21 protein-coding genes are annotated in these 18,795 nt (G+C 32.5%); 16 read left to right on the top strand and 5 right to left on the bottom strand.

The window, feature by feature from the left end; all coding sequences use genetic code 11:
• Positions 1-62: 62 nt before the first annotated feature.
• Positions 63-1,922 carry a tRNA uridine-5-carboxymethylaminomethyl(34) synthesis enzyme MnmG gene (gene mnmG / locus CCORG_RS01845; RefSeq protein ID WP_025803127.1) on the bottom strand — a complete coding sequence of 620 codons (1,860 nt, stop codon included), beginning with the start codon at positions 1,920-1,922 and terminating at the stop codon, positions 63-65.
• Positions 1,923-1,991: 69 nt separating this feature from the next.
• Here mnmG and bioB point away from each other — a divergent pair, with 69 nt between their 5' ends.
• The 11 genes from bioB to CCORG_RS01900 all read left to right on the top strand — a co-directional run bounded on the left by bioB (position 1,992) and on the right by CCORG_RS01900 (position 11,928).
• The gene (bioB, locus tag CCORG_RS01850; RefSeq protein ID WP_232088134.1) at positions 1,992-2,972 is read left to right on the top strand and encodes a biotin synthase BioB; all 981 of its coding nucleotides are present in this window, start codon (positions 1,992-1,994) and stop codon (positions 2,970-2,972) included.
• Positions 2,965-3,573: a riboflavin synthase gene (locus CCORG_RS01855; protein ID WP_025803125.1), complete on the top strand. Its 609-nt coding sequence runs from the start codon at positions 2,965-2,967 to the stop codon at positions 3,571-3,573. The genes bioB and CCORG_RS01855 overlap by 8 nt, the downstream gene beginning before the upstream one ends.
• 8 nt (positions 3,574-3,581) lie before the next feature.
• Entirely contained in the window at positions 3,582-4,238 is a 657-nt protein-coding gene (gene pgeF / locus CCORG_RS01860) for a peptidoglycan editing factor PgeF (protein WP_025803124.1), read from the top strand.
• A 152-nt stretch (positions 4,239-4,390) separates the two neighbouring features.
• Complete coding sequence (rpsB, locus tag CCORG_RS01865; RefSeq protein WP_034971462.1) at positions 4,391-5,179, top strand: 30S ribosomal protein S2; 789 nt, start codon at positions 4,391-4,393, stop codon at positions 5,177-5,179.
• Positions 5,179-6,225 (top strand): translation elongation factor Ts, encoded by a 1,047-nt coding sequence (gene tsf, locus CCORG_RS01870; RefSeq protein WP_025803122.1) that lies wholly within the window; start codon positions 5,179-5,181, stop codon positions 6,223-6,225. The genes rpsB and tsf overlap by 1 nt, the downstream gene beginning before the upstream one ends.
• A gap of 2 nt (positions 6,226-6,227) precedes the next feature.
• The gene (locus CCORG_RS01875; protein WP_025803121.1) at positions 6,228-6,869 is read left to right on the top strand and encodes an ABC transporter ATP-binding protein; all 642 of its coding nucleotides are present in this window, start codon (positions 6,228-6,230) and stop codon (positions 6,867-6,869) included.
• Between the two features lie 81 nt (positions 6,870-6,950).
• Positions 6,951-8,171, top strand: a complete 1,221-nt coding sequence (locus CCORG_RS01880) for a hypothetical protein (protein ID WP_025803120.1) — start codon at positions 6,951-6,953, stop codon at positions 8,169-8,171.
• 1 nt (position 8,172) lies between these two features.
• Positions 8,173-8,784, top strand: coding sequence for a guanylate kinase (gene gmk / locus CCORG_RS01885; RefSeq protein ID WP_025803119.1), 612 nt, complete (start codon positions 8,173-8,175; stop codon positions 8,782-8,784).
• Between the two features lie 15 nt (positions 8,785-8,799).
• Entirely contained in the window at positions 8,800-9,018 is a 219-nt protein-coding gene (locus CCORG_RS01890) for a Sec-independent protein translocase subunit TatA/TatB (RefSeq protein WP_025803118.1), read from the top strand.
• A gap of 1 nt (position 9,019) precedes the next feature.
• A complete protein-coding gene (argS, locus tag CCORG_RS01895; RefSeq protein ID WP_025803117.1) occupies positions 9,020-10,609 on the top strand; it encodes an arginine--tRNA ligase in 1,590 nt (529 codons plus the stop codon).
• Between the two features lie 2 nt (positions 10,610-10,611).
• Positions 10,612-11,928: a DUF4139 domain-containing protein gene (locus CCORG_RS01900; RefSeq protein WP_025803116.1), complete on the top strand. Its 1,317-nt coding sequence runs from the start codon at positions 10,612-10,614 to the stop codon at positions 11,926-11,928.
• A 56-nt stretch (positions 11,929-11,984) separates the two neighbouring features.
• On the opposite strand, the gene CCORG_RS01905 is transcribed toward CCORG_RS01900, so the two are convergent.
• From CCORG_RS01905 to ribA, 4 genes are read right to left on the bottom strand one after another with little or no spacing between them, the layout of a single operon-like run.
• Positions 11,985-12,362, bottom strand: a complete 378-nt coding sequence (locus tag CCORG_RS01905; RefSeq protein ID WP_025803115.1) for a hypothetical protein — start codon at positions 12,360-12,362, stop codon at positions 11,985-11,987.
• A gap of 1 nt (position 12,363) precedes the next feature.
• A complete protein-coding gene (locus CCORG_RS01910) occupies positions 12,364-12,573 on the bottom strand; it encodes a hypothetical protein (protein ID WP_025803114.1) in 210 nt (69 codons plus the stop codon).
• The gene (gene rsmG, locus CCORG_RS01915; RefSeq protein WP_025803113.1) at positions 12,566-13,111 is read right to left on the bottom strand and encodes a 16S rRNA (guanine(527)-N(7))-methyltransferase RsmG; all 546 of its coding nucleotides are present in this window, start codon (positions 13,109-13,111) and stop codon (positions 12,566-12,568) included. Before rsmG ends, CCORG_RS01910 begins: the two co-directional genes overlap by 8 nt.
• The gene (gene ribA, locus CCORG_RS01920; protein WP_025803112.1) at positions 13,101-13,673 is read right to left on the bottom strand and encodes a GTP cyclohydrolase II; all 573 of its coding nucleotides are present in this window, start codon (positions 13,671-13,673) and stop codon (positions 13,101-13,103) included. The genes rsmG and ribA overlap by 11 nt, the downstream gene beginning before the upstream one ends.
• A gap of 129 nt (positions 13,674-13,802) precedes the next feature.
• Between ribA and hemB the strand changes: the two genes are divergently transcribed.
• Genes hemB through CCORG_RS01945 form a run of 5 tightly spaced genes read left to right on the top strand, consistent with a single transcriptional unit; the run spans position 13,803 to position 18,783 of the window.
• Positions 13,803-14,774: a porphobilinogen synthase gene (gene hemB / locus CCORG_RS01925; protein WP_025803111.1), complete on the top strand. Its 972-nt coding sequence runs from the start codon at positions 13,803-13,805 to the stop codon at positions 14,772-14,774.
• Positions 14,771-15,700, top strand: coding sequence for an ornithine carbamoyltransferase (argF, locus tag CCORG_RS01930; RefSeq protein WP_025803110.1), 930 nt, complete (start codon positions 14,771-14,773; stop codon positions 15,698-15,700). The genes hemB and argF overlap by 4 nt, the downstream gene beginning before the upstream one ends.
• A complete protein-coding gene (locus CCORG_RS01935) occupies positions 15,693-16,163 on the top strand; it encodes a DUF2603 domain-containing protein (protein WP_025803109.1) in 471 nt (156 codons plus the stop codon). The genes argF and CCORG_RS01935 overlap by 8 nt, the downstream gene beginning before the upstream one ends.
• On the top strand, positions 16,160-17,518 hold the full coding sequence (gene hemN / locus CCORG_RS01940; RefSeq protein WP_025803108.1) for an oxygen-independent coproporphyrinogen III oxidase: 1,359 nt from the start codon (positions 16,160-16,162) through the stop codon (positions 17,516-17,518). Before CCORG_RS01935 ends, hemN begins: the two co-directional genes overlap by 4 nt.
• Positions 17,515-18,783, top strand: a complete 1,269-nt coding sequence (locus CCORG_RS01945; RefSeq protein ID WP_025803107.1) for a (Fe-S)-binding protein — start codon at positions 17,515-17,517, stop codon at positions 18,781-18,783. The genes hemN and CCORG_RS01945 overlap by 4 nt, the downstream gene beginning before the upstream one ends.
• The last annotated feature ends 12 nt before the right edge of the window (positions 18,784-18,795 follow it).

Below are 18,795 nucleotides of genomic sequence, written 5' to 3' on the forward strand. Positions count from 1 at the left end.
AGGGGCTAGTCCCCTAAATTTTACACTAAATTCACTATTAAATTTAAATTTTAAAATATAACTTATCTTTTTTCTGCCATTTTTATATATATATGAAGTATATCAATAGCAGCTGGTGTAACGCCACTTATCTCACTAGCTTCAAAAAGCGTTGGTGGATTAAATTTCTCAAGCTTTTCTACTACTTCATTGCTAAGTCCTGATACTTTACGGAAGTTAAAATTTAATGGAATTTTTACACTAAGCATATCTTTCATCTTTTCAACTTCTGCTAACTCTTGCTTTATATAAAAGTAGTATTTGGCTACAACTAAAATCTCTTCTAAACTCTCATCATCTAAATTTTTAAAAATTTCATCAAGTTTTCTAAGTTTATCTTTATTAAAACTTTTTCTTGCCACTATTTTTTGAAGAGTAACAATATTTGTTATTGGCTCTTCACCTAAATTTTTAAGCATATCATTTGTCTCATTTGAAGGCGTTACTGTTTTGGTGGTTAAAAATTCTATACCTTTTTTTAAGTTTTCTTTTATACTCTTTGAGTACTCATAAATCTCTTTTTCTAAAAGACCAAGTTTATATCCATACTCAGCTAGTCTTAAGTGAGCGTTATCTTCTCTTAAAAGCAATCTATACTCAGCTCTACTTGTAAACATTCTATACGGCTCTTTTGTTCCTTTTGTAACTAAATCATCAATCATTACGCCGATATAACCCTCATCTCGCCTTAAAACAAAAGGATCTTTATCATCAAGACTTAAAACAGCATTTATACTAGCCATAAGTCCTTGAGCAGCTGCTTCTTCATATCCAGTTGTGCCATTTATCTGCCCAGCTAAATAAAGCCCATGAACTTTTTTAGTCTCTAAAGTGTGCTTTAATTCAGTAGGTTCTACATAATCATACTCCACAGCATATCCATGGCGAACTATTTTAGCATTTTCAAAACCTTTGATGGTTTTAAGCATCTCTTGCTGGACTTCAAAAGGAAGGCTTGATGAAAGACCATTTATGTAGTATTCAGTTGCCTCTTTTGTCTGTGGTTCGATAAATAGATGATGCCTTTCTCTATCACTAAAGCGATTTACTTTATCCTCAATGCTAGGACAATACCTTGGACCAACTCCTTCTATTTGACCTGTAAAAATAGGTGCTCTATCAAAATTTGCTCTTATGATATCGTGAGTTTTTTCGTTTGTATACGCTATAAAGCAAGGAATTTGAGGTGGGTTAAACTCTTTAGTTCTTAGACTAAAAGGCTTTGGAATTTCATCATCTCCTTGAGTTTCTAAAACGCTAAAATTTATACTAGAACCTAGCACTCTAGGGCAAGTTCCAGTTTTCAGCCTACCTACATTTAGCCCTAGACTTTTTAAAGATTTAGATAAACTTTTACTACTTAACTCACCAACTCTTCCTGCTTCTAGAGTTTTTGTTCCAACATGAATTAAACCATTTAAAAAAGTTCCTGTTGTAATTATTAATTTTGTAGTTTTATACTCACTATCAAGATGAGTTTTCACGCCTACTACTTTACCATTTTGGGTTAGAATTTCAGTTGCTATCTCTTGAGTGACATCTAAATTTGGGGTATTTAAAAGCAAATTTCTAGCATAAATTCTATACTTATCCATATCTATTTGGGCTCTTGTTCCTCTTACTGCTGGGCCACGACTTGCATTTAAAACGCCAAATTGAATGCCACACTCATCAGTTATTACGCCCATTGCACCACCAAGAGCGTCTATCTCTTTTACAAGGTGGCCTTTTGCAAGACCACCGATGGCAGGATTACAGCTTGTTGCGCCAATTTGCTCAGCAAGTATGGTTATAAGTAGGGTTTTTTTACCCATTTTAGCAGCTGCTAAACTAGCTTCAACACCTGCATGTCCGCCACCTACAACTATTACATCATATGTCATAAATTTTTTCCTTAGTTTTTACCTTAAATTTTATAAAATTTGCTATTATAGCACTTTTAAGGAGCTATTTTGGTTAATATTATAAAAGATAAAGTTTTAAATGGATATAAAATCACAAAAGATGAAGCACTAAATTTAGCAAAAGAGTCAAATTTAGATGAGCTTTTAAGTGCAGCCGATGAGATAAGAAGTAAATTTTGTGGCTGTAAATTTAACCTTTGTTCTATCATAAATGTTAAATCTGGCAGGTGTTCACAAGATTGTAGCTATTGTGCACAATCAGCTCATTTTAGCACAGGGTGTGATGAGTACGATATAAAACAAAAAGATGAAGTTTTAAAATTTGCTAAACAAAATGAGTTGGAAAATACTCATCGTTTCTCACTTGTAGCAAGTGGGCGTGGGCTAAAATCACAAAGTAAAGATTTGGTAAAATATACTGAAATCTACCATGGTTTAAAAGAGGGTACAAACCTTCATCTTTGTGGATCATTTGGGCTAATGGATGAAGATGCTTTGGTAAAACTAAAAAACTTAGGCGTTCAAACCTACCATCACAACCTTGAAACATCACGCAAACACTACCCTAAAATATGCACTACCCACACATATGATGATCGTATAAATACTATTAAAAATGCTAAAAAAGCTGGACTTGATGTTTGTAGTGGTGGCATTTTTGGGCTTGGAGAGAGCCTTGAAGATAGAGTTGATATGGCGATTGATTTAAGGGATTTAGGAGTAACTTCTGTGCCGATAAATATCCTAACTCCTATAAAAGGAACGCCTTTAGAAAATTCAAAACCACTTGAGCATGAAGAAATTCTTAGAAGCATAGCAATTTATCGTTTTATTTTACCCGATGTTTATCTGCGTTTTGCAGGTGGTAGAAATTTTCTTACTAAAAGCGAGATAAAAAAAGCACTCCATGGTGGTATAAACTCACTTCTTACTGGAAATTTTTTAACCACAGCAGGGGACTGTATAGCTAGTGATAAGGTTTTGGCAAAAGAGGCTGGATTTGACTTGTCAAAGGGAGCAGATGTTTAACGGTCTAGTAAGGGAAATCGGTAAAATTTTAAAATATGATGGTTCAAATTTAGAAATTTCATCAAATTTAAAGCCAAATTTAGGCGATAGTATAGCAGTAAATGGAGCGTGTCTTAGCGTGGTTAAAGTAACAAGTCATGGTTTTGTTGTTGAACTAAGCGATGAAAGCAGGGATAAACTTGTTCCTTTTAATGTTGGATCAAAAGTGCATTTAGAAGATGCTTTAAAGTTAGGCGATAAGATAGATGGTCATTTGGTGCAAGGGCATGTGGATTTTATAGGTAGTATTAGTAAAATTATGCCACTAAAAACAGGTACAAATTTCTATATCAAACTTCCAAGCGCTGCGATGAAATACATGGCAAATAAAGGAAGTGTTGCTGTTAATGGTGTAAGCCTAACAATAAGTGAAATTTTAAAAGATGAGATAAAAATAAGCATAATTCCAATAACCTTAAAAGATACGCTATTTGGGGATTTTAAAGTAGGAGATAAGGTAAATATAGAAAGCGATATGTTTGCAAGATATGTTGAGCGAATTTTAAATTTCAAAAAAGATTTAAGCTGGGCTGATGTGGATAGAATTTCATCTTTATATTAGGATATTTAGTGATAAAATTTGGTTTTACAAATAGATTTGGCGGGGTTTCAGCTGGGGCTTATGAGAGCTTAAATTTAGGTGAACATGTTGGCGATGATTTAGAAAAAGTAAGGCAAAATAGAGATATCTTAAGGCAAAATTTAGGCGTTAAAAAGTTAGTGTTTATGGAGCAAATTCATAGTGATAAAGTAGAAATTTTTAAAGATGAAAATTTACCCCCATGTGATGGAATAATTACAAATTTAAAAGATGTAGCAATTTGTGTTATGGTGGCTGATTGTATGCCTATTTTAGTGGCTGGTAAAAATTCAGTTGCAGCAGTTCATGCAGGAAGGGCTGGCATAACTAAAAAAATTCTAACGAAAACTTTAAATTTAATGGCTAAAGAATTTAGTGAATTTGAGTTTGAAATTTATGTTGGACCATTTATACAAGGAAGTTGTTATGAAGTTAATGGTCTTGACTTAGGCGAGTTTAATATCTACAAAAATGGTAAAAATTTTGATATGAAAAAAGCCCTAGAAGCTGAGATAAAAGCTCTTAAAAACTATAAATTTAATAAAATAGAAATTTCAAACACCTGCACTCATTGCAATAGTGAGTATTTCTCATACAGAAGAGATGGCACAACAGGTCGTTTTTGTGGATATATCTATATCTCTTAAAATTTAGCATTATAAAAATTTTCTTAAATTTAGCTAGAATTTATATAAAATTTGGTAAAATCACAGCTCATTTCACACACGCCTATCCTTTTAGTTGCTAAAATTTAGCTAAAGGCGTGGAGGAATCAAACTAATTTATAGGAGAACCAATAATGGTTACAATGAGAGATTTACTAGAGTGTGGCGTTCACTTTGGACACCAAACAAGACGCTGGAATCCTAAGATGAAAAAATTCATCTTTGGTGAGAGAAAAGGTATCTATATCATAGATTTACAAAAAACTATCCGCTATTTTAGAGCAACTTACAATGTTGTAAGAGATGCAGCAGCAGAGGGTAAAACTATCCTTTTTGTTGGTACTAAAAAACAAGCTGGAGCAGCTATTAAAGAAGCAGCACAGAGTTGTGGTATGCCTTATGTTAACCACAGATGGCTAGGTGGTATGCTTACAAATTTTGGAACTATTAAACAATCAATCAGAAAGCTTGAAGTTATCGAAAAAATGGAAGAAGATGGCTCAATTGACCTACTTACAAAAAAAGAGGCTTTAATGCTTAGAAGAAAAAAAGATAAACTTATAGCTTATCTTGGCGGAATTCGCGATATGAAAAATCTACCAGATATGATGTTTATCATAGATGTTGTTAAGGAAAAAATCGCAGTTGCTGAGGCAAATCGTCTAAGAATTCCTATCGTAGCTCCACTTGATACAAACTGTGATCCAGATAAAGTAACATACGCAATCCCAGGAAATGACGATGCTATAAGAAGTATTCAACTTTTCTGCAACGAGATGGCAGCAGCTGTTAATGAAGGTAAAGCCCTAAGAGATGAAGATGCTATAGCAGAAAATCAAGAGGTAACTCAAGCTGAAAAAGATGAAATTTTAGATGAAGCAATGAACGAAGATGATATTAATTTTGATGAGGATAAAGAGTAATGGATATAACAGCAGGAATGGTTAAGGAGCTTAGAGAGTCCACAGGTGCTGGTATGATGGACTGCAAAAAAGCTTTAGTTGAAACAGATGGAGATATGCAAAAAGCTGTTGATCTTTTAAGAGAAAAAGGTCTTGGAAAAGCTGCTAAAAAAGCTGATAGATTAGCAACTGAAGGTCTTACAGGAATTATAGTAGAAGATCAAAAAGCAACTTTAGTTGAGATAAATTCTGAAACAGATTTCGTTGCTAAAAATGATAAATTTATAAATTTAGTTGATAGTACAGTTAAGCACATCCATGAAAACAACATAAAAACTAATGATGAGCTAAATAGTAGCACGATTAATGGAACTAAATTTGAAGACTATCTTAAGTCAGAGATTGCTACAATTGGTGAAAATTTAGTTGTTAGACGTTTTGCTACAGTTGAAGGTGAAGTAGTAAATGGTTATATTCACTCAAATGGTAGAGTTGCGGTTGCTATAGCTGCAAAAACTGGTGGAGCTGACAAAGAAAAAGTTAGTGAGCTTTTAAGAAACCTTGCTATGCACGCAGCTGCTATGAAACCAAGTGTTATTAGCTATGAAGAACTAGATCTTGATTTTGTTGAAAAAGAGTTAATCGCGCTAAAAGGCGAACTAGAAAAGGAAAACGAAGAGTTAACTAGACTTGGTAAACCACTAAATCATATACCTAAATTTGCCAGCAGACTTCAACTAACAGATGATGTTATAGCTCAGGCTAAAAAAGATATAGAAGATGAGCTTAAAAGCGAAGGTAAACCAGAGAAAATCTGGGCAAATATCATACCTGGAAAGTTAGCAAGATTTGAAGCTGATAATACAGTTTTAGACCAAAGACTTACTCTTTTAGGACAGTTTTATGTAATGGATGATAAAAAAACTGTTGAGCAAGTTATTAAAGAAAAGAGCAAAGAACTAGGTGGTAATATCGAAATAACTAGCTATGTAAGATTTGAAGTTGGTGAAGGTTTAGAGAAAAAACAAGAAGATTTTGCTGCAGAAGTTGCAGCTCAAATGGCATAAATATGACACTTTTAAAGGGCGAAAATTTAGCTAAAAGCTTTGATTATTTGCTCTTTGAAAATTTAAATTTTGAGATAAAAGAGGGCGAAAGCTCAGCCGTTCTTGGCGTGAGTGGATGTGGAAAAAGCACGCTTTTGCACATCCTTAGCTCTCTTTTAAAGCCAGATTTTGGTGAAGTAATATACAATAATAAATCCCTTTATAAATTAAAAAATGACGATCTTATTAAAATTCGCCGCCATGATTTTGGAATAATCTTTCAAGCTCACTATCTTTTTAAGGGCTTTAATGCTTTTGAAAATGTAGAACTTGGAGCACTTTTAGGCGGACAAAAGATAGATGATGAAATTTTAAAAAAACTTGATATAAAAGATGTTATTCATCAAAAAGTTGGCGATTTAAGTGGCGGACAACAGCAAAGAGTTAGTATCGCAAGAGTACTAAGCAAAAAACCGCGCATAATATTTGCCGATGAGCCAACTGGAAATCTAGATAGCACAACAGCAAATGAAGTTATGGAGATTTTTTTTGATTACATAAAAGAAAACAGAGCAGGACTTGTTTTAGTAACTCATGATGAAAATTTAGCTAAAAAGTGCTCTAATAGATTTTTACTTCAAGATAAAAAACTCAATATTTTATAAAAACCATTAAAATATATCAAAAACTAAGCTATTAATAAACAAAATTATCATAAAATAGTAAAAAATTTTTAGGAGAAAGCAATGAAGGTTTATTTAGATAGCAACAATCCAGCGATTCAGTCTATAGTGGGAATTTGCTGCGAGAGAACAAACTGTGATTTGGTTGAGAGTAGAGATGAGGCCAATATTATTATAAAAGATTGTGAAGAGGTAAGCGATATTGAGAATTTACCAAATATCTTAAATTTAGTTTCTAAAAATTTCAGTGATGCTCAGGCCCAAAACCTCATTGTAAAACCATTTTTACCTACAGAGATGATTAAGATTATAAAAAATATAAAAAAAACCAAATCTCAAAATAGTGAAATAACAGCAATTAGCGATATTATAAATGAGATAGACTTAATGGACGAAAATTTAGAGGAGATAGATATGGAAGGCAAAAGACAAACGGAGCTTGATAAAGAGCTTTTAAGAAAAAAGTTTTTAAATAACGCTGGACTTGATAGCTTAAGTGATGAGCTAGATAAAGAGATTGATAGCGTTATTGAGAGTTTAGATGATGATACTCCGCTTGATATTTTAGCAAAAGAGCTAGACAAAGAGATTGATGATATTCTTGATTCAAATGTTGATGATGAAGATTTGAGTTATATAAATTTTGAAGATGACAAAGAAGAGTCAAGTATTGATGGCTTAAACATTGATGATTTTTCCAAAGAAGATGATGAAGAGTTAAACATCGATGATTTGGATATTGATGATTTAGATATGCTACTTAATGATTTAAGTGATGATGAAAAAGATGATCAAATAGAAGAGAATTTAAATTCTAAAGAAAATGACTTATCAATAGAGGATAATCTAGAGGATGAAGAGATTAATTTATCATTAGATGATGGTTTGGACTACGCGAGAAATGATTTAGAAGATGATATGGGTGATACATTAGATGGTATGGAAGATAGCTTAGAAGATGATGATTATTTTATAGACCAAAACCTAGAAGATAGTATCCTGGCTAGCTTAAAAGCAGATAGCAGTAAAGAAGAGCTAAAAGATGAATTTAGTGATATAAATCCTGTAAAGCCTGTAGAGTTTGATAGTGAATCATTCAAAGAAGAGTTAAAAAACGATCTTCTTAAAGATATTAAAAGTGATGATGTTAAAGATAGTATTGAAGATGAGATTAGTGAAGTTATAACTTCAGGTATAGAAAATTCTCTTAGAAACAGTAGGTTAAAAGAGATTTTAGAAGGTATGACTATAAAAATAAAAGTGACTTTTAAGGATAACAATTAAAGTGTCAAAGGGTCAAATTTTAGTCATTTCTGGACCTAGCGGAAGCGGTAAGTCATCACTTATAGATAGGCTTATTAAAGATCATAACAATATCTACTTTTCAGTCTCATCAACCACAAGAGAGATAAGAGAAGGTGAAGAAGAGGGTATAAACTATCACTACATAAGTAAAGATAAATTTGAAGAGGGCATTGAAAAAGGTGAATTTTTAGAGTGGGCAATAGTTCATAAAAACTACTATGGAACTTCACTTGTGCCTGTCCAAAAAGCCCTTCAGGAGGGAAAAACAGCTATATTTGATATAGATGTTCAAGGCTTTAAAATAGTAAAAGAGAAATTTAAAAACGCTATTGTTTCTATTTTTATTACTACAAAAAGTAGGAGTGAGCTTAAAACTCGCTTAGAATTAAGAGGAACTGATTCTAAAGATGATATAGAAAGGCGGATTTTAAATGCAGCTGGAGAGATGGAACATATTAAAGAGTATGATTATTTGATTATAAATGATGATTTTGATGAGTCATACGCTGCTTTTGAGTCTATCTTTAAATCAGTCGAGTATAAAACTATAAATTTAAATTTGCGTGGTATTATTGATGATTGGATTAACTAAATTTAAGGAGAAAACATGGGTGCAATGAGCATGGGGCATTGGTTGATAGTTTTGGTTATTATTGTTTTGCTTTTTGGATCAAAGAAAATTCCAGAACTTGCACAAGGCCTTGGCAAAGGGATTAAGACTTTTAAAAAAGAGATGGATGATATTGACGAAGAAGAGAGTAAAAAAAGCGTAACAGAAGAGAAAAAAGTAGAGTCTACAGAAACTAAAGATAGTGAAAAAGTTTAATTTGAAAACTACAGTTATTAAAGAGATTAACAAAGTCTTAGACATAGACTTTGTCCTAGAAAAACCAAAAGATAGTTCGCTTGGACACTACGCTACTCCAGTTGCTTTTACTCTTGCAAAAGAGCTTAAAAAAGCTCCAAAATTAATAGCCCAGGATTTTGTTGGTAAATTTGAAAATAGCGATATTTTTAGTGTTAGTGCGGTAAATGGATATCTAAATTTTACTCTTAAGGGCAAATTTTTAGATGATGTTGCAACTACTGCTTTAAAAAATCCTTTAGATTTTGCAAAAAGCTCTAAAAAGGATGAGAGTATTTTACTTGAGTATGTTAGTGCAAATCCAACAGGTCCACTTCATATAGGTCATGTAAGAGGTGCTGTTTATGGGGATACTTTAGCTAGAGTTGGTAGGCATTTGGGCGTAGATATTACAACTGAGTATTATATAAATGATGCTGGAAATCAGATTGACCTTTTAGGAATTTCTATTTTACTTCGTGGAAGAGATAATATCTTAGGTCAAAGTGTTGAGTATCCAGAGCAGTTTTACAAAGGCGAGTATATAGATGACTTGGCAAAAGATTCGTATGAGGAATTTGGCGCTGAGATTTTTTCTAAAGATGAAAACGCTACAAAGCTTAGCAGTTGGGGAAAAGATAAGATGCTAAAGCTAATTAAGCAAAATTTAGCAGATGCGAATATTAATATCCAAAACTGGGTTAGCGAAAAAAGTCTTTATGATAAAAAAGATAAAACTGTCAAAAAGCTTAAAAAGTGTGGTGGAATTTACGAACAAGACGGCAAAATTTGGCTTAGATCAAGCGATATGGGTGATGAAAAAGACCGCGTTGTTATCAGAGAAGATGGTCGTCCGACCTATCTTGCAGGTGATATTATTTACCACAATGATAAATTTGAAAGAGGTTTTGATAGATATATAAATATCTGGGGAGCTGATCATCATGGGTATATTGCTAGAGTAAAGGCAAGTATACATTTTTTAGGTTATGATGAAAGCCGCTTAGAGGTTATTTTAGCTCAAATGGTAAATTTATTAAAAAATGGCCAAGCTTATAAGATGAGCAAAAGAGCTGGAAATTTTATCTTGATGAGTGATGTGGTCCAAGAAATCGGAAGTGATGCTTTAAGGTTTATTTTTATTAGCAAAAAGTGTGACACACCACTTGAATTTGATGTAGATGAGCTTAAAAAAGATGATAGTTCAAATCCGATTTTTTATATAAACTACGCTCATGCAAGAATTAATCAACTTTTTAAAAAAGCTAGTAAAAAACCAGAAGATGTTATAGATGCTGATATCTCAAATTTAGGAAGTGATGCTTTAAATTTGCTTTTTGAAGCTCTTATTTTAGATGAAATTTTAGAAGATGCTTTTTATAGCAGACAGCTTCAAAAAATTCCTGACTATCTTAAAAGCTTAGCAGCTAGTTTTCATAAATTTTATAATGAAAACAGAGTTGTAGGAAGCGATAATGAAGACTCACTCCTTAAGGTTATGGCAGTTGTTGGGCTTAGTATAAAAACAGCTCTATCTCTTATGGGAATAAAAGCAAAAGAAATTATGGAGTAAAAGTGAGAAAAATCGCTCTTTTAGCACTTATTGCTAGTTTTGCTCTAGCTAATGGTATAGATATTTATACAAACAAAGTTATAGTTGAAAAAACTAGTAAAGATGGCAAATTTAGCCTACCTTTTGAACTTGAGATGAATCAAATAGAAATAAGTGCAAATTGCGATATAAATACAGCCTATTTTACAAATTTTAGAAAACTAGAAGATGAGAATGCTAAAAAAATAGAGACATTAACTAACCGCCTTAAAGCTCTTAAAGATAGTTATGAAGTTATTAAGGCCTCAAAAGTTGATAATATTGCTACTTTAAGTGATGCTCTTAGTGAGAATTTAAATGAACAAACAAGCATCTCTTCACAACTTTCTCTTTTAAATACTTTAACAAGTAGTGTAAGTTTAGAAAAAGATTTAGTTGTAGATGCTCCTTGTAAAGGTATTACCATACGATATCCAGACTATAATGTCAGGCTTGATAGCAAAAATATCATAATCTTCAAAGATGGCAAGCTTCAAATAAAACAAAACGCAACCATTTCAAATTTAGACTCAAATTTAACATCTACAAAGGTTAGATTTTTTCCTTATGCTACAAATTTAGATCAAGCCCCAGCTATTTTTACTCCTATTTACCTTCAAAAAGAGCCTCCAGCTCAAATTCAAGATGCTCCTGCTACGATGATGAAAATGGCTTCTGCTATAGAAAGTAACAGTGCTCCTTTAGCTAAAGCTAGTGAACAAACACTTCATACATTTAATTTTTGGCAGATAGATAATATGAATTTAGTTGCCAAAAAGGATAATCTAATAAATCTAAATACTCAAGAAGTGAATGCAACTTTGTCAAATTTCATTGATGGATACGGCACAAATAGAGCATATTTCAGTATAAAATTTACTCCTAAATTTGATATACAATCTGCAAAGAGTGATTACTACTTTGATGATAAATTTATCCACTCAAACTACTCAGGTAAGGTATTAAAAGGAACAGAAAATAAAATTTATTTTGGTATAAATAACTTTATAGAGATTAAAAAACAAATAAGCGATATTAAAACCGATGAATCGTTATTTGGTGGCAAAGAGACCACGAAAAATAGCTGGCTTTATGAGATTAAAAACAGTAGCGATCAAAATCAAAGCATAACATTTGTAGAAAGAGTGCCAGTTAGCACCCATGAAGATATCAAGGTTGTAAAACTTGGCGATATAGAAGAGTCTCCTAGCAAAGATGGAAAGGTTGAGATAAATTTTACACTTATGCCAAATGAAACAAAGAGTTTTAAATTTGGATATGCCGTTACTAAGCCAAAGTGATAAAACGCTATTTTTAATTAAAAAGCCTACACGTTGAAACTTACTAAACCAAAGTGTTAAGGCACTATAGCGGCTCTGTGAATAACAGCATCCACACCTAAATTCAGAGCTATATTTAAGTCATTGTCAAAGTTATCTACGATAGTTGCTATTTTACTATCAAATAGATAATACTCTGCGTACTTCATAGCTTCTTGTATTAAAAATGAGTTTTCGTTACTTATGACTATAAATTTCGCCCCCAAAGCATTTGCTAAAACTACCTCATTTTGGCTATTTGCATAAACGCTAAATGTTTTATTTGTATCTAAGGCAGCTTTTATAAGCTCTTCGCTAAATTTAAAGATAACATTATCAAAATTTACCAAATTTTGTACATCGCTTACTTCTTTAAATTTATTAAATTTTATTAGTTCATGCCCTATTATTTGCATTTTATCTCCTTTTTATACACTCACTACAGATATATCCACTTGTGCTGATTGTAGCATCTTTTATATCAACCATTGTGCCACATTTTGTGCATTCAACTAGATCAGTTATTCCTTTTTGTTCTTTTATGTCTTTTTTACTTCTTGTAAATTTTGGAAGTATTAAAAAATATACCAAAGCCACTATGACTATAATTGCTATGATTTTACCCATTTTTAACTCCTTTTAGGATTACGAAATTTCTATTGCCACTACTATAAATTTTAGCTTTTAAATTTTCAAGCTCACTTTCAACACTACTTCCTTTATAGAGTAAAAACTGAGTATTTTCATCATAAAACCCATCTGAAATTTCTAATATTTTTTTAGTTTTCATTACAGCTCTTGAGGTTATAAGATCAGCTCTAAATTTAGTAGAATTTTCTAGTTTTTCACTATGGATTGTGACATTTTTAAGCCCTAAATTTAGCTTTACATATGTTAAAAAACTAGATCTTTTAAAGTTTGGCTCAAACAGATGCCACTGGCACTCATCTAAAACAAATGACAAAAAAAGTCCAGGAAATCCAGCCCCACTTCCTATATCAATAGCCACTTTTGGTAAGCCTTCTATAAATTTAGCCCCGCTAAAGCTATCTTCAATCGCCCAGTCTAGATTTTCATGCTTTGTAAGGTCATGAACAGCGTTAAATTTAGCCAAAATTTCCTTATAAGCTAAAATTTGAGTTTTAAATTTATCACTATACGACATCTAAAATATGCCCCATTCGCTCTTTTTTGGTTTTTAAATACTTTATGTTGTATTTATTTGGTTTGATTTGTATTGGAATTCTACGAACTATTTCTACACATTTTAGGCTTTTAAGTTTATCTGGGTTGTTTGTTAGTAGGTTTATTTTTGTGATCCCAAAGTGCTTAAGAATAAAATCAACTATCTCATAAGTTCGCTCATCAGCTTTAAATCCTAGCTGGTGGTTTGCCTCTATAGTATCAAGTCCTTTATCTTGTAATGCATAAGCATTTATTTTGTTTAAAAGCCCGATATTTCGCCCTTCTTGTCTTAGATATATTACCATTCCGCCATTTTTTGAGATGTATTCTAAACTTGCGTGAAGTTGTTCGCCACAGTCACACTTTAAGCTTGAAAATGTATCGCCTGTAATACACTCTGAGTGAATTCTAGTATTTAGTATCTCACCGAACGGCTCTTTAAATATCACCATATGCTCTTTAAAATTCTCTTTAAAAACTTTCACCTTAAATTCTCCCCAATATGAAGGAAGATTTGCTGTTTGTGAAATTTTAATATCCATTTTACACCTTAAATTTTTTGAAGCATTATAGCTAAATTTAGGCTTAGTTTATTAATAAAGGCAAAATTTTATTAAGAATTTAAAAGAGTTATGATAAAATCAAAAATTATATATCATAAAGGATAAATCATGTTTAGAAGATATAGAAGACTTAGAAAAAACTCAAATATTAGAGATTTAGTTAGGCAGACAAGTTTAAGTGTAGATGATTTTATATACCCACTTTTTGCAGTTGAAGGAACAGGCGTTAAAAAAGACACTCCATCAATGCCTGGCGTTTATCAGCTCAGTATTGATGAAATTTTAAAAGAGTGTGAGGAGATAGTTGGTTTAGGAATAAAATCAGTCCTTCTTTTTGGAATTCCTGATGTAAAAGATAGCATAGGAAGTGATGCATTAAGCGAAGATGGTATAATCGCTAAGACAACAAGAGCTATAAAAGAGAAATTTCCAAACCTTTATGTTATAACTGATCTATGCTTTTGTGAGTATACAGATCATGGTCATTGTGGAATTTTGTGTGGAGATACAGTTGATAATGATGCAACATTAGAAATTTCAGCCAAACAAGCTTTGATTCACGCAAAAGCTGGAGCAGATATGATAGCACCAAGTGGTATGATGGATGGTATTATTGAGACTTTAAGAACTGCTTTGGATGAAAACGGATATAAAGATCTTCCTATAATGGCTTACTCTACCAAATTTGCTTCAGCTTATTATGGACCATTTAGAGATGTTGCGGAGAGTTCTCCTAGTTTTGGTGATAGAAAAACATATCAAATGGACCCAGCAAATCGTCGTGAAGCCATAATGGAAAGCTTAGAAGATGAGGCACAAGGGGCTGATATTTTAATGGTAAAACCAGCTTTAGCTTATCTTGATATCATTCGCGATTTAAGGCAAAATTCGCTTTTACCAATTTGTGCGTACAATGTAAGTGGAGAGTATGCTTTGCTTAAGGCTGGAGAAAAAGCAGGCATTATAGATTATCAAAGAGTTATGGCTGAAACACTTATAAGCATCAAAAGAGCAGGTGCTGATCTTATCATCACATACCACGCAAAAGAGATGGCTAAAATTTTAAAAGGTAAAAATTGAGACATTTTCTAACACTAAAAGACTACACAAAAGATGAAATTTTAGAAATTTTAGATCTTGCTGATGAGATAAAAGCCCAGACTAAAAAGGGCGATTTAAAGCTGTATTTAAAAGATAAAACATTAGCTATGATATTTGAAAAAAGCTCAACTAGAACTAGAGTTAGCTTTGAAGTTGGAATTTCTCAGCTTGGCGGAAAAGCTCTATTTTTAAGTAGTCGTGATATTCAGCTTGGTCGTGGAGAGCCTGTAAAAGATACAGCTAGAGTTTTAGGAAGAATGGTTGATATGATAATGGCTAGAGTCTATAAACAAAGCGATTTAGAAGAGCTTGCTAAATTTAGTGGAATTCCTGTTATAAATGGGCTAAGCGATGATTTTCATCCAGTTCAACTGATGGCTGATCTTATGACTATGAGAGAATTTGGCAAGGATATAAATAGTCTAAAAGTAGCTTATATAGGCGATGGAAATAATATGGCAAATTCATATATTCTAGCTGCTAGTAAGTTAGGGTTTGAGTTAAGAATTGCTACCCCAAAAGGTTATGAGCCTTGTGATAGTGTTTTAAATTTGGCTTTTGATTTTGCTAAAGAAAGTGGAGCTAAAATTTTACTTTCTAATACCCCACAAACTGCTATAAATGAAGCTGATGTCGTAGTAACTGATACCTGGATATCTATGGGGCAAGAAGAGGAAAAAATTAAAAGAGTAAAAGATTTTAATGGCTTTACTATTGATAGAGTTTTAATGAGTTTAGCTAAAAGCGATGCGATTTTTTTACACTGTTTGCCTGCTTATAGAGGTTATGAGGTAAGTGAAGAGCTATTTGAAGCTCATGCAGATGAGATATTTAGCGAAGCAGAAAACCGCTTACATGCACAAAAAGCTGTCATGGTATGGCTATATAGGAGAAAAGATGAGTGAAGATAAAAGATGTATTGATGAAAAAATAGATGAAATTCACGAAATTTTAGGCGATGATAAAAACGAAAAGACTATCTTTGAGATAGTTGATAGCGATGATAAAAAGATGCTAACTTTAAAAAGTGGTTCATGGAATAGTAGCGAACCGTGGTTTGGAGTCGATGGTGATCAGAATTTACATACCATGGTTTCTATAAAATCTCTTACTAAATTTATAGAGTCTTATAGAAATTTAGCTAGAGAGAATTTTGATTTAAGGCTTGAAAGAAGCATAGCCCAACATTTGCCAATAGATTTTGGCGATGTTTGGACTGTTTGCATGGATGAGATAAGGCGTATAGCTTTAGAAAATCCAAAAAGCACCACGCTAAATATCGACCTAAATGAGATAGTTAGCAAGGTTAAACAAGACCATCCAAATTTATTTATTGATTTAGAAAGAGTTAGGAGAGGAAATTTATGAAGATAGACTTTGATGCATACGCAAAATACTCAAAACCAGGACCAAGGTACACAAGCTATCCAACGGCTTTGGAATTTAGTGAGAATTTTAGTTATGATGAGTATATTAACGAGTTAAAAAACCAAGATAAACAAAGACCACTATCTTTATATTTTCACTTACCATTTTGCCGCTCAGCATGCTATTTTTGTGGCTGTAATGTCATCTATACTAGCAAGCAAGAAAAGCTTGATAGATATATTGATTACTTAGAAAAAGAGCTTGAAATTTTAAGTAAAATTTTAGACACAAATAGAGTTGTAACTCAGCTTCATTTTGGTGGTGGAACTCCAACTTTTTATAGTGATGCTCAGCTTGATAAAATTATAAAAAACATAAAATCTCATTTTAAAAATTTTAGTAACGATGCTGAGATAAGTTGTGAGATAGACCCTAGATTTTTAACTGATAAGCAACTTGATATTTTAGTAGGACACGGGTTTAATAGAGTTAGTTTTGGAGTTCAAGACTTTAATGAAAAGGTTCAAAAAGCAATTCACAGAATTCAACCCTTTGAAATAACTAAAAATGCCGTTGATATGGCAAGAAATAGGGGAATTTACTCTATAAATATGGACCTTATTTATGGACTTCCATTTCAAACGGTTGAGAGCTTTAAAGAGACTTTAAAACAAGCTTTAACGCTTGATGTTGACAGATTTGCCATATTTAACTACGCACATGTTCCGTGGATTAAAAAATCAATGAGAAAGATAGATGAAGACACTCTTCCAGAGCCAAAATTCAAGCTTGAAATTTTAAAATATACTCATGATTATCTTACATCAAATGGATATAAGATGATAGGCATGGATCACTACGCAAAACCTGAAGATGAGCTTTTTAAGGCTTTAGAAGATGGCAGTTTGCATAGAAATTTCCAAGGATATACAACTAAAGGCGGGGCGGATTTAATAGGAGTTGGCATTACAAGTATAGGTGAAGGAGTTAGCCACTACGCTCAAAACTATAAAGATATGGATAGATATGAAAAGGCTATTGATAGTGGAATTTTACCTTACTTTAAAGGCATAAAGCTAAATGATGAAGATATTTTAAGAAAAGAAGTTATTATGAGTTTGATGAGTAACTTTTACTTAAATATAGAAAAGATCGAATCAAAATTTGGTATAAATTTCAAAGAGCATTTCCATGATAGTTTAGAAAAGCTTAAAGATTTAAGTGAGTTTTTAGAAGTTGGTGATAAGGAGATAAAAGTTACTCCAACAGGAACGCTACTTATTAGAAATATAGCTATGTGCTTTGATGAGTACATGGTAAATGATGGAAGTAAGAGGTTTTCAAAAACAGTATGAGTATTGTAAACATAACAGATGCTTGTGTAAAGTGTGGTAAGTGTATTCCAGTTTGTACGATTCATAACATAAACCGAGATGAAACTACTAGTCCAAGGGGCTTTTTAGATCTTTTAAGTGCGTATCAAAATGGTGATTTAGAACTTGATAAGCAGGCAAAAGAGATATTTGAAAGCTGCTTTTTATGTACAAATTGCGTTGATGTTTGCCCCTCATCTATTGGAACTGATACAGCTATTGAGATGGTAAGAAGCGATATAGCTGATAAATATGGCATTTCGTGGTATAAAAAAGTGGTGTTTTGGTTTTTAAGCCATAGAAAAATCATGGACTTAACAGCTAAATTTGGCTATGTTTTTCAAAGCTGTGGACTTAAGGTAAATAAAGAGAAATTTTCAAATTCTATGAGAATGAGATTTAACCTTCCTTTAGTTAAGATGATAGATAAAACAAGACTCTTGCCAACTTTTGGTAAAAAGAGCTTTTTAAATTCTTATCCTGAATTTATAGATAATGGTGGCGAAAAAACTATAGGAATTTTTATAGGATGTATGGGAAATTACTTTTATACAGGCATTGGCGAAGGGCTACTTAAAATTTGTAAAACCTTAAAAATAAATGCTCATCTTATGAAAAAACAAGCCTGTTGTGGTGCTGCTATGTATTTTACAGGAGATACTAAAACAACTAAGAAAAATGCCAAATTTAATATAGAGTATTTTGAAGAAATACTAAAAACTGTAGATGCTATTATCATTCCAGAAGCGACCTGTTCTGGCATGATAAGGGTTGATTATGAGCATCTTTTCCATGATGAAGAAGAGTGGAAAAATAGAGCAATTGCTATTAGTTCTAAGGTTTTTTTAGCTACAGAGTATTTTGATAAATTTACAAATTTAGCTGAAATTTTAGCTACAAAAAATAGCTCAGATCTAAGCATAACCTGTCATGATCCTTGCCATGCTAGAAAGATGCAAGGCGTTTATAAGGAACCAAGACATCTACTAGCTCAAAATTTCAGCATTACCGAGATGAGTAATCCAAATCAATGCTGTGGGTTTGGCGGAGTAACTATGCAGACAAACCGCTACTATTTAAGCAAAGCAAGTGGCAAGCAAAAAGTTCCTATGATAGAAAAAACAGGTGCTAAATTTGTAAGTGCTGAGTGTAGTGCATGTAGAATGCAGCTAAATAACGCTTTACATATCGATAAAAGTGATAAAAGGTGCGTTAATCCTATTGAGCTAATCGCATCTGTTTTATAGTATTTGATAATA

The sequence above is a fragment of the Campylobacter corcagiensis genome (assembly GCF_013201645.1).
In the GTDB taxonomy this organism is placed as follows: Bacteria; Campylobacterota; Campylobacteria; order Campylobacterales; family Campylobacteraceae; genus Campylobacter_B; species Campylobacter_B corcagiensis.

Coding starts and splice junctions, on each gene's coding strand:
- mnmG (WP_025803127.1), bottom strand. CDS start 1,922: ATGACATATGATGTAATAGTTGTAGGTGGCGGACATGCAGGTGTTGAA.
- CCORG_RS01855 (WP_025803125.1), top strand. CDS start 2,965: ATGTTTAACGGTCTAGTAAGGGAAATCGGTAAAATTTTAAAATATGAT.
- rpsB (WP_034971462.1), top strand. CDS start 4,391: ATGGTTACAATGAGAGATTTACTAGAGTGTGGCGTTCACTTTGGACAC.
- tsf (WP_025803122.1), top strand. CDS start 5,179: ATGGATATAACAGCAGGAATGGTTAAGGAGCTTAGAGAGTCCACAGGT.
- CCORG_RS01875 (WP_025803121.1), top strand. CDS start 6,228: ATGACACTTTTAAAGGGCGAAAATTTAGCTAAAAGCTTTGATTATTTG.
- CCORG_RS01880 (WP_025803120.1), top strand. CDS start 6,951: ATGAAGGTTTATTTAGATAGCAACAATCCAGCGATTCAGTCTATAGTG.
- CCORG_RS01890 (WP_025803118.1), top strand. CDS start 8,800: ATGGGTGCAATGAGCATGGGGCATTGGTTGATAGTTTTGGTTATTATT.
- CCORG_RS01905 (WP_025803115.1), bottom strand. CDS start 12,362: ATGCAAATAATAGGGCATGAACTAATAAAATTTAATAAATTTAAAGAA.
- CCORG_RS01910 (WP_025803114.1), bottom strand. CDS start 12,573: ATGGGTAAAATCATAGCAATTATAGTCATAGTGGCTTTGGTATATTTT.
- rsmG (WP_025803113.1), bottom strand. CDS start 13,111: ATGTCGTATAGTGATAAATTTAAAACTCAAATTTTAGCTTATAAGGAA.
- ribA (WP_025803112.1), bottom strand. CDS start 13,673: ATGGATATTAAAATTTCACAAACAGCAAATCTTCCTTCATATTGGGGA.
- hemB (WP_025803111.1), top strand. CDS start 13,803: ATGTTTAGAAGATATAGAAGACTTAGAAAAAACTCAAATATTAGAGAT.
- CCORG_RS01935 (WP_025803109.1), top strand. CDS start 15,693: ATGAGTGAAGATAAAAGATGTATTGATGAAAAAATAGATGAAATTCAC.
- hemN (WP_025803108.1), top strand. CDS start 16,160: ATGAAGATAGACTTTGATGCATACGCAAAATACTCAAAACCAGGACCA.
- CCORG_RS01945 (WP_025803107.1), top strand. CDS start 17,515: ATGAGTATTGTAAACATAACAGATGCTTGTGTAAAGTGTGGTAAGTGT.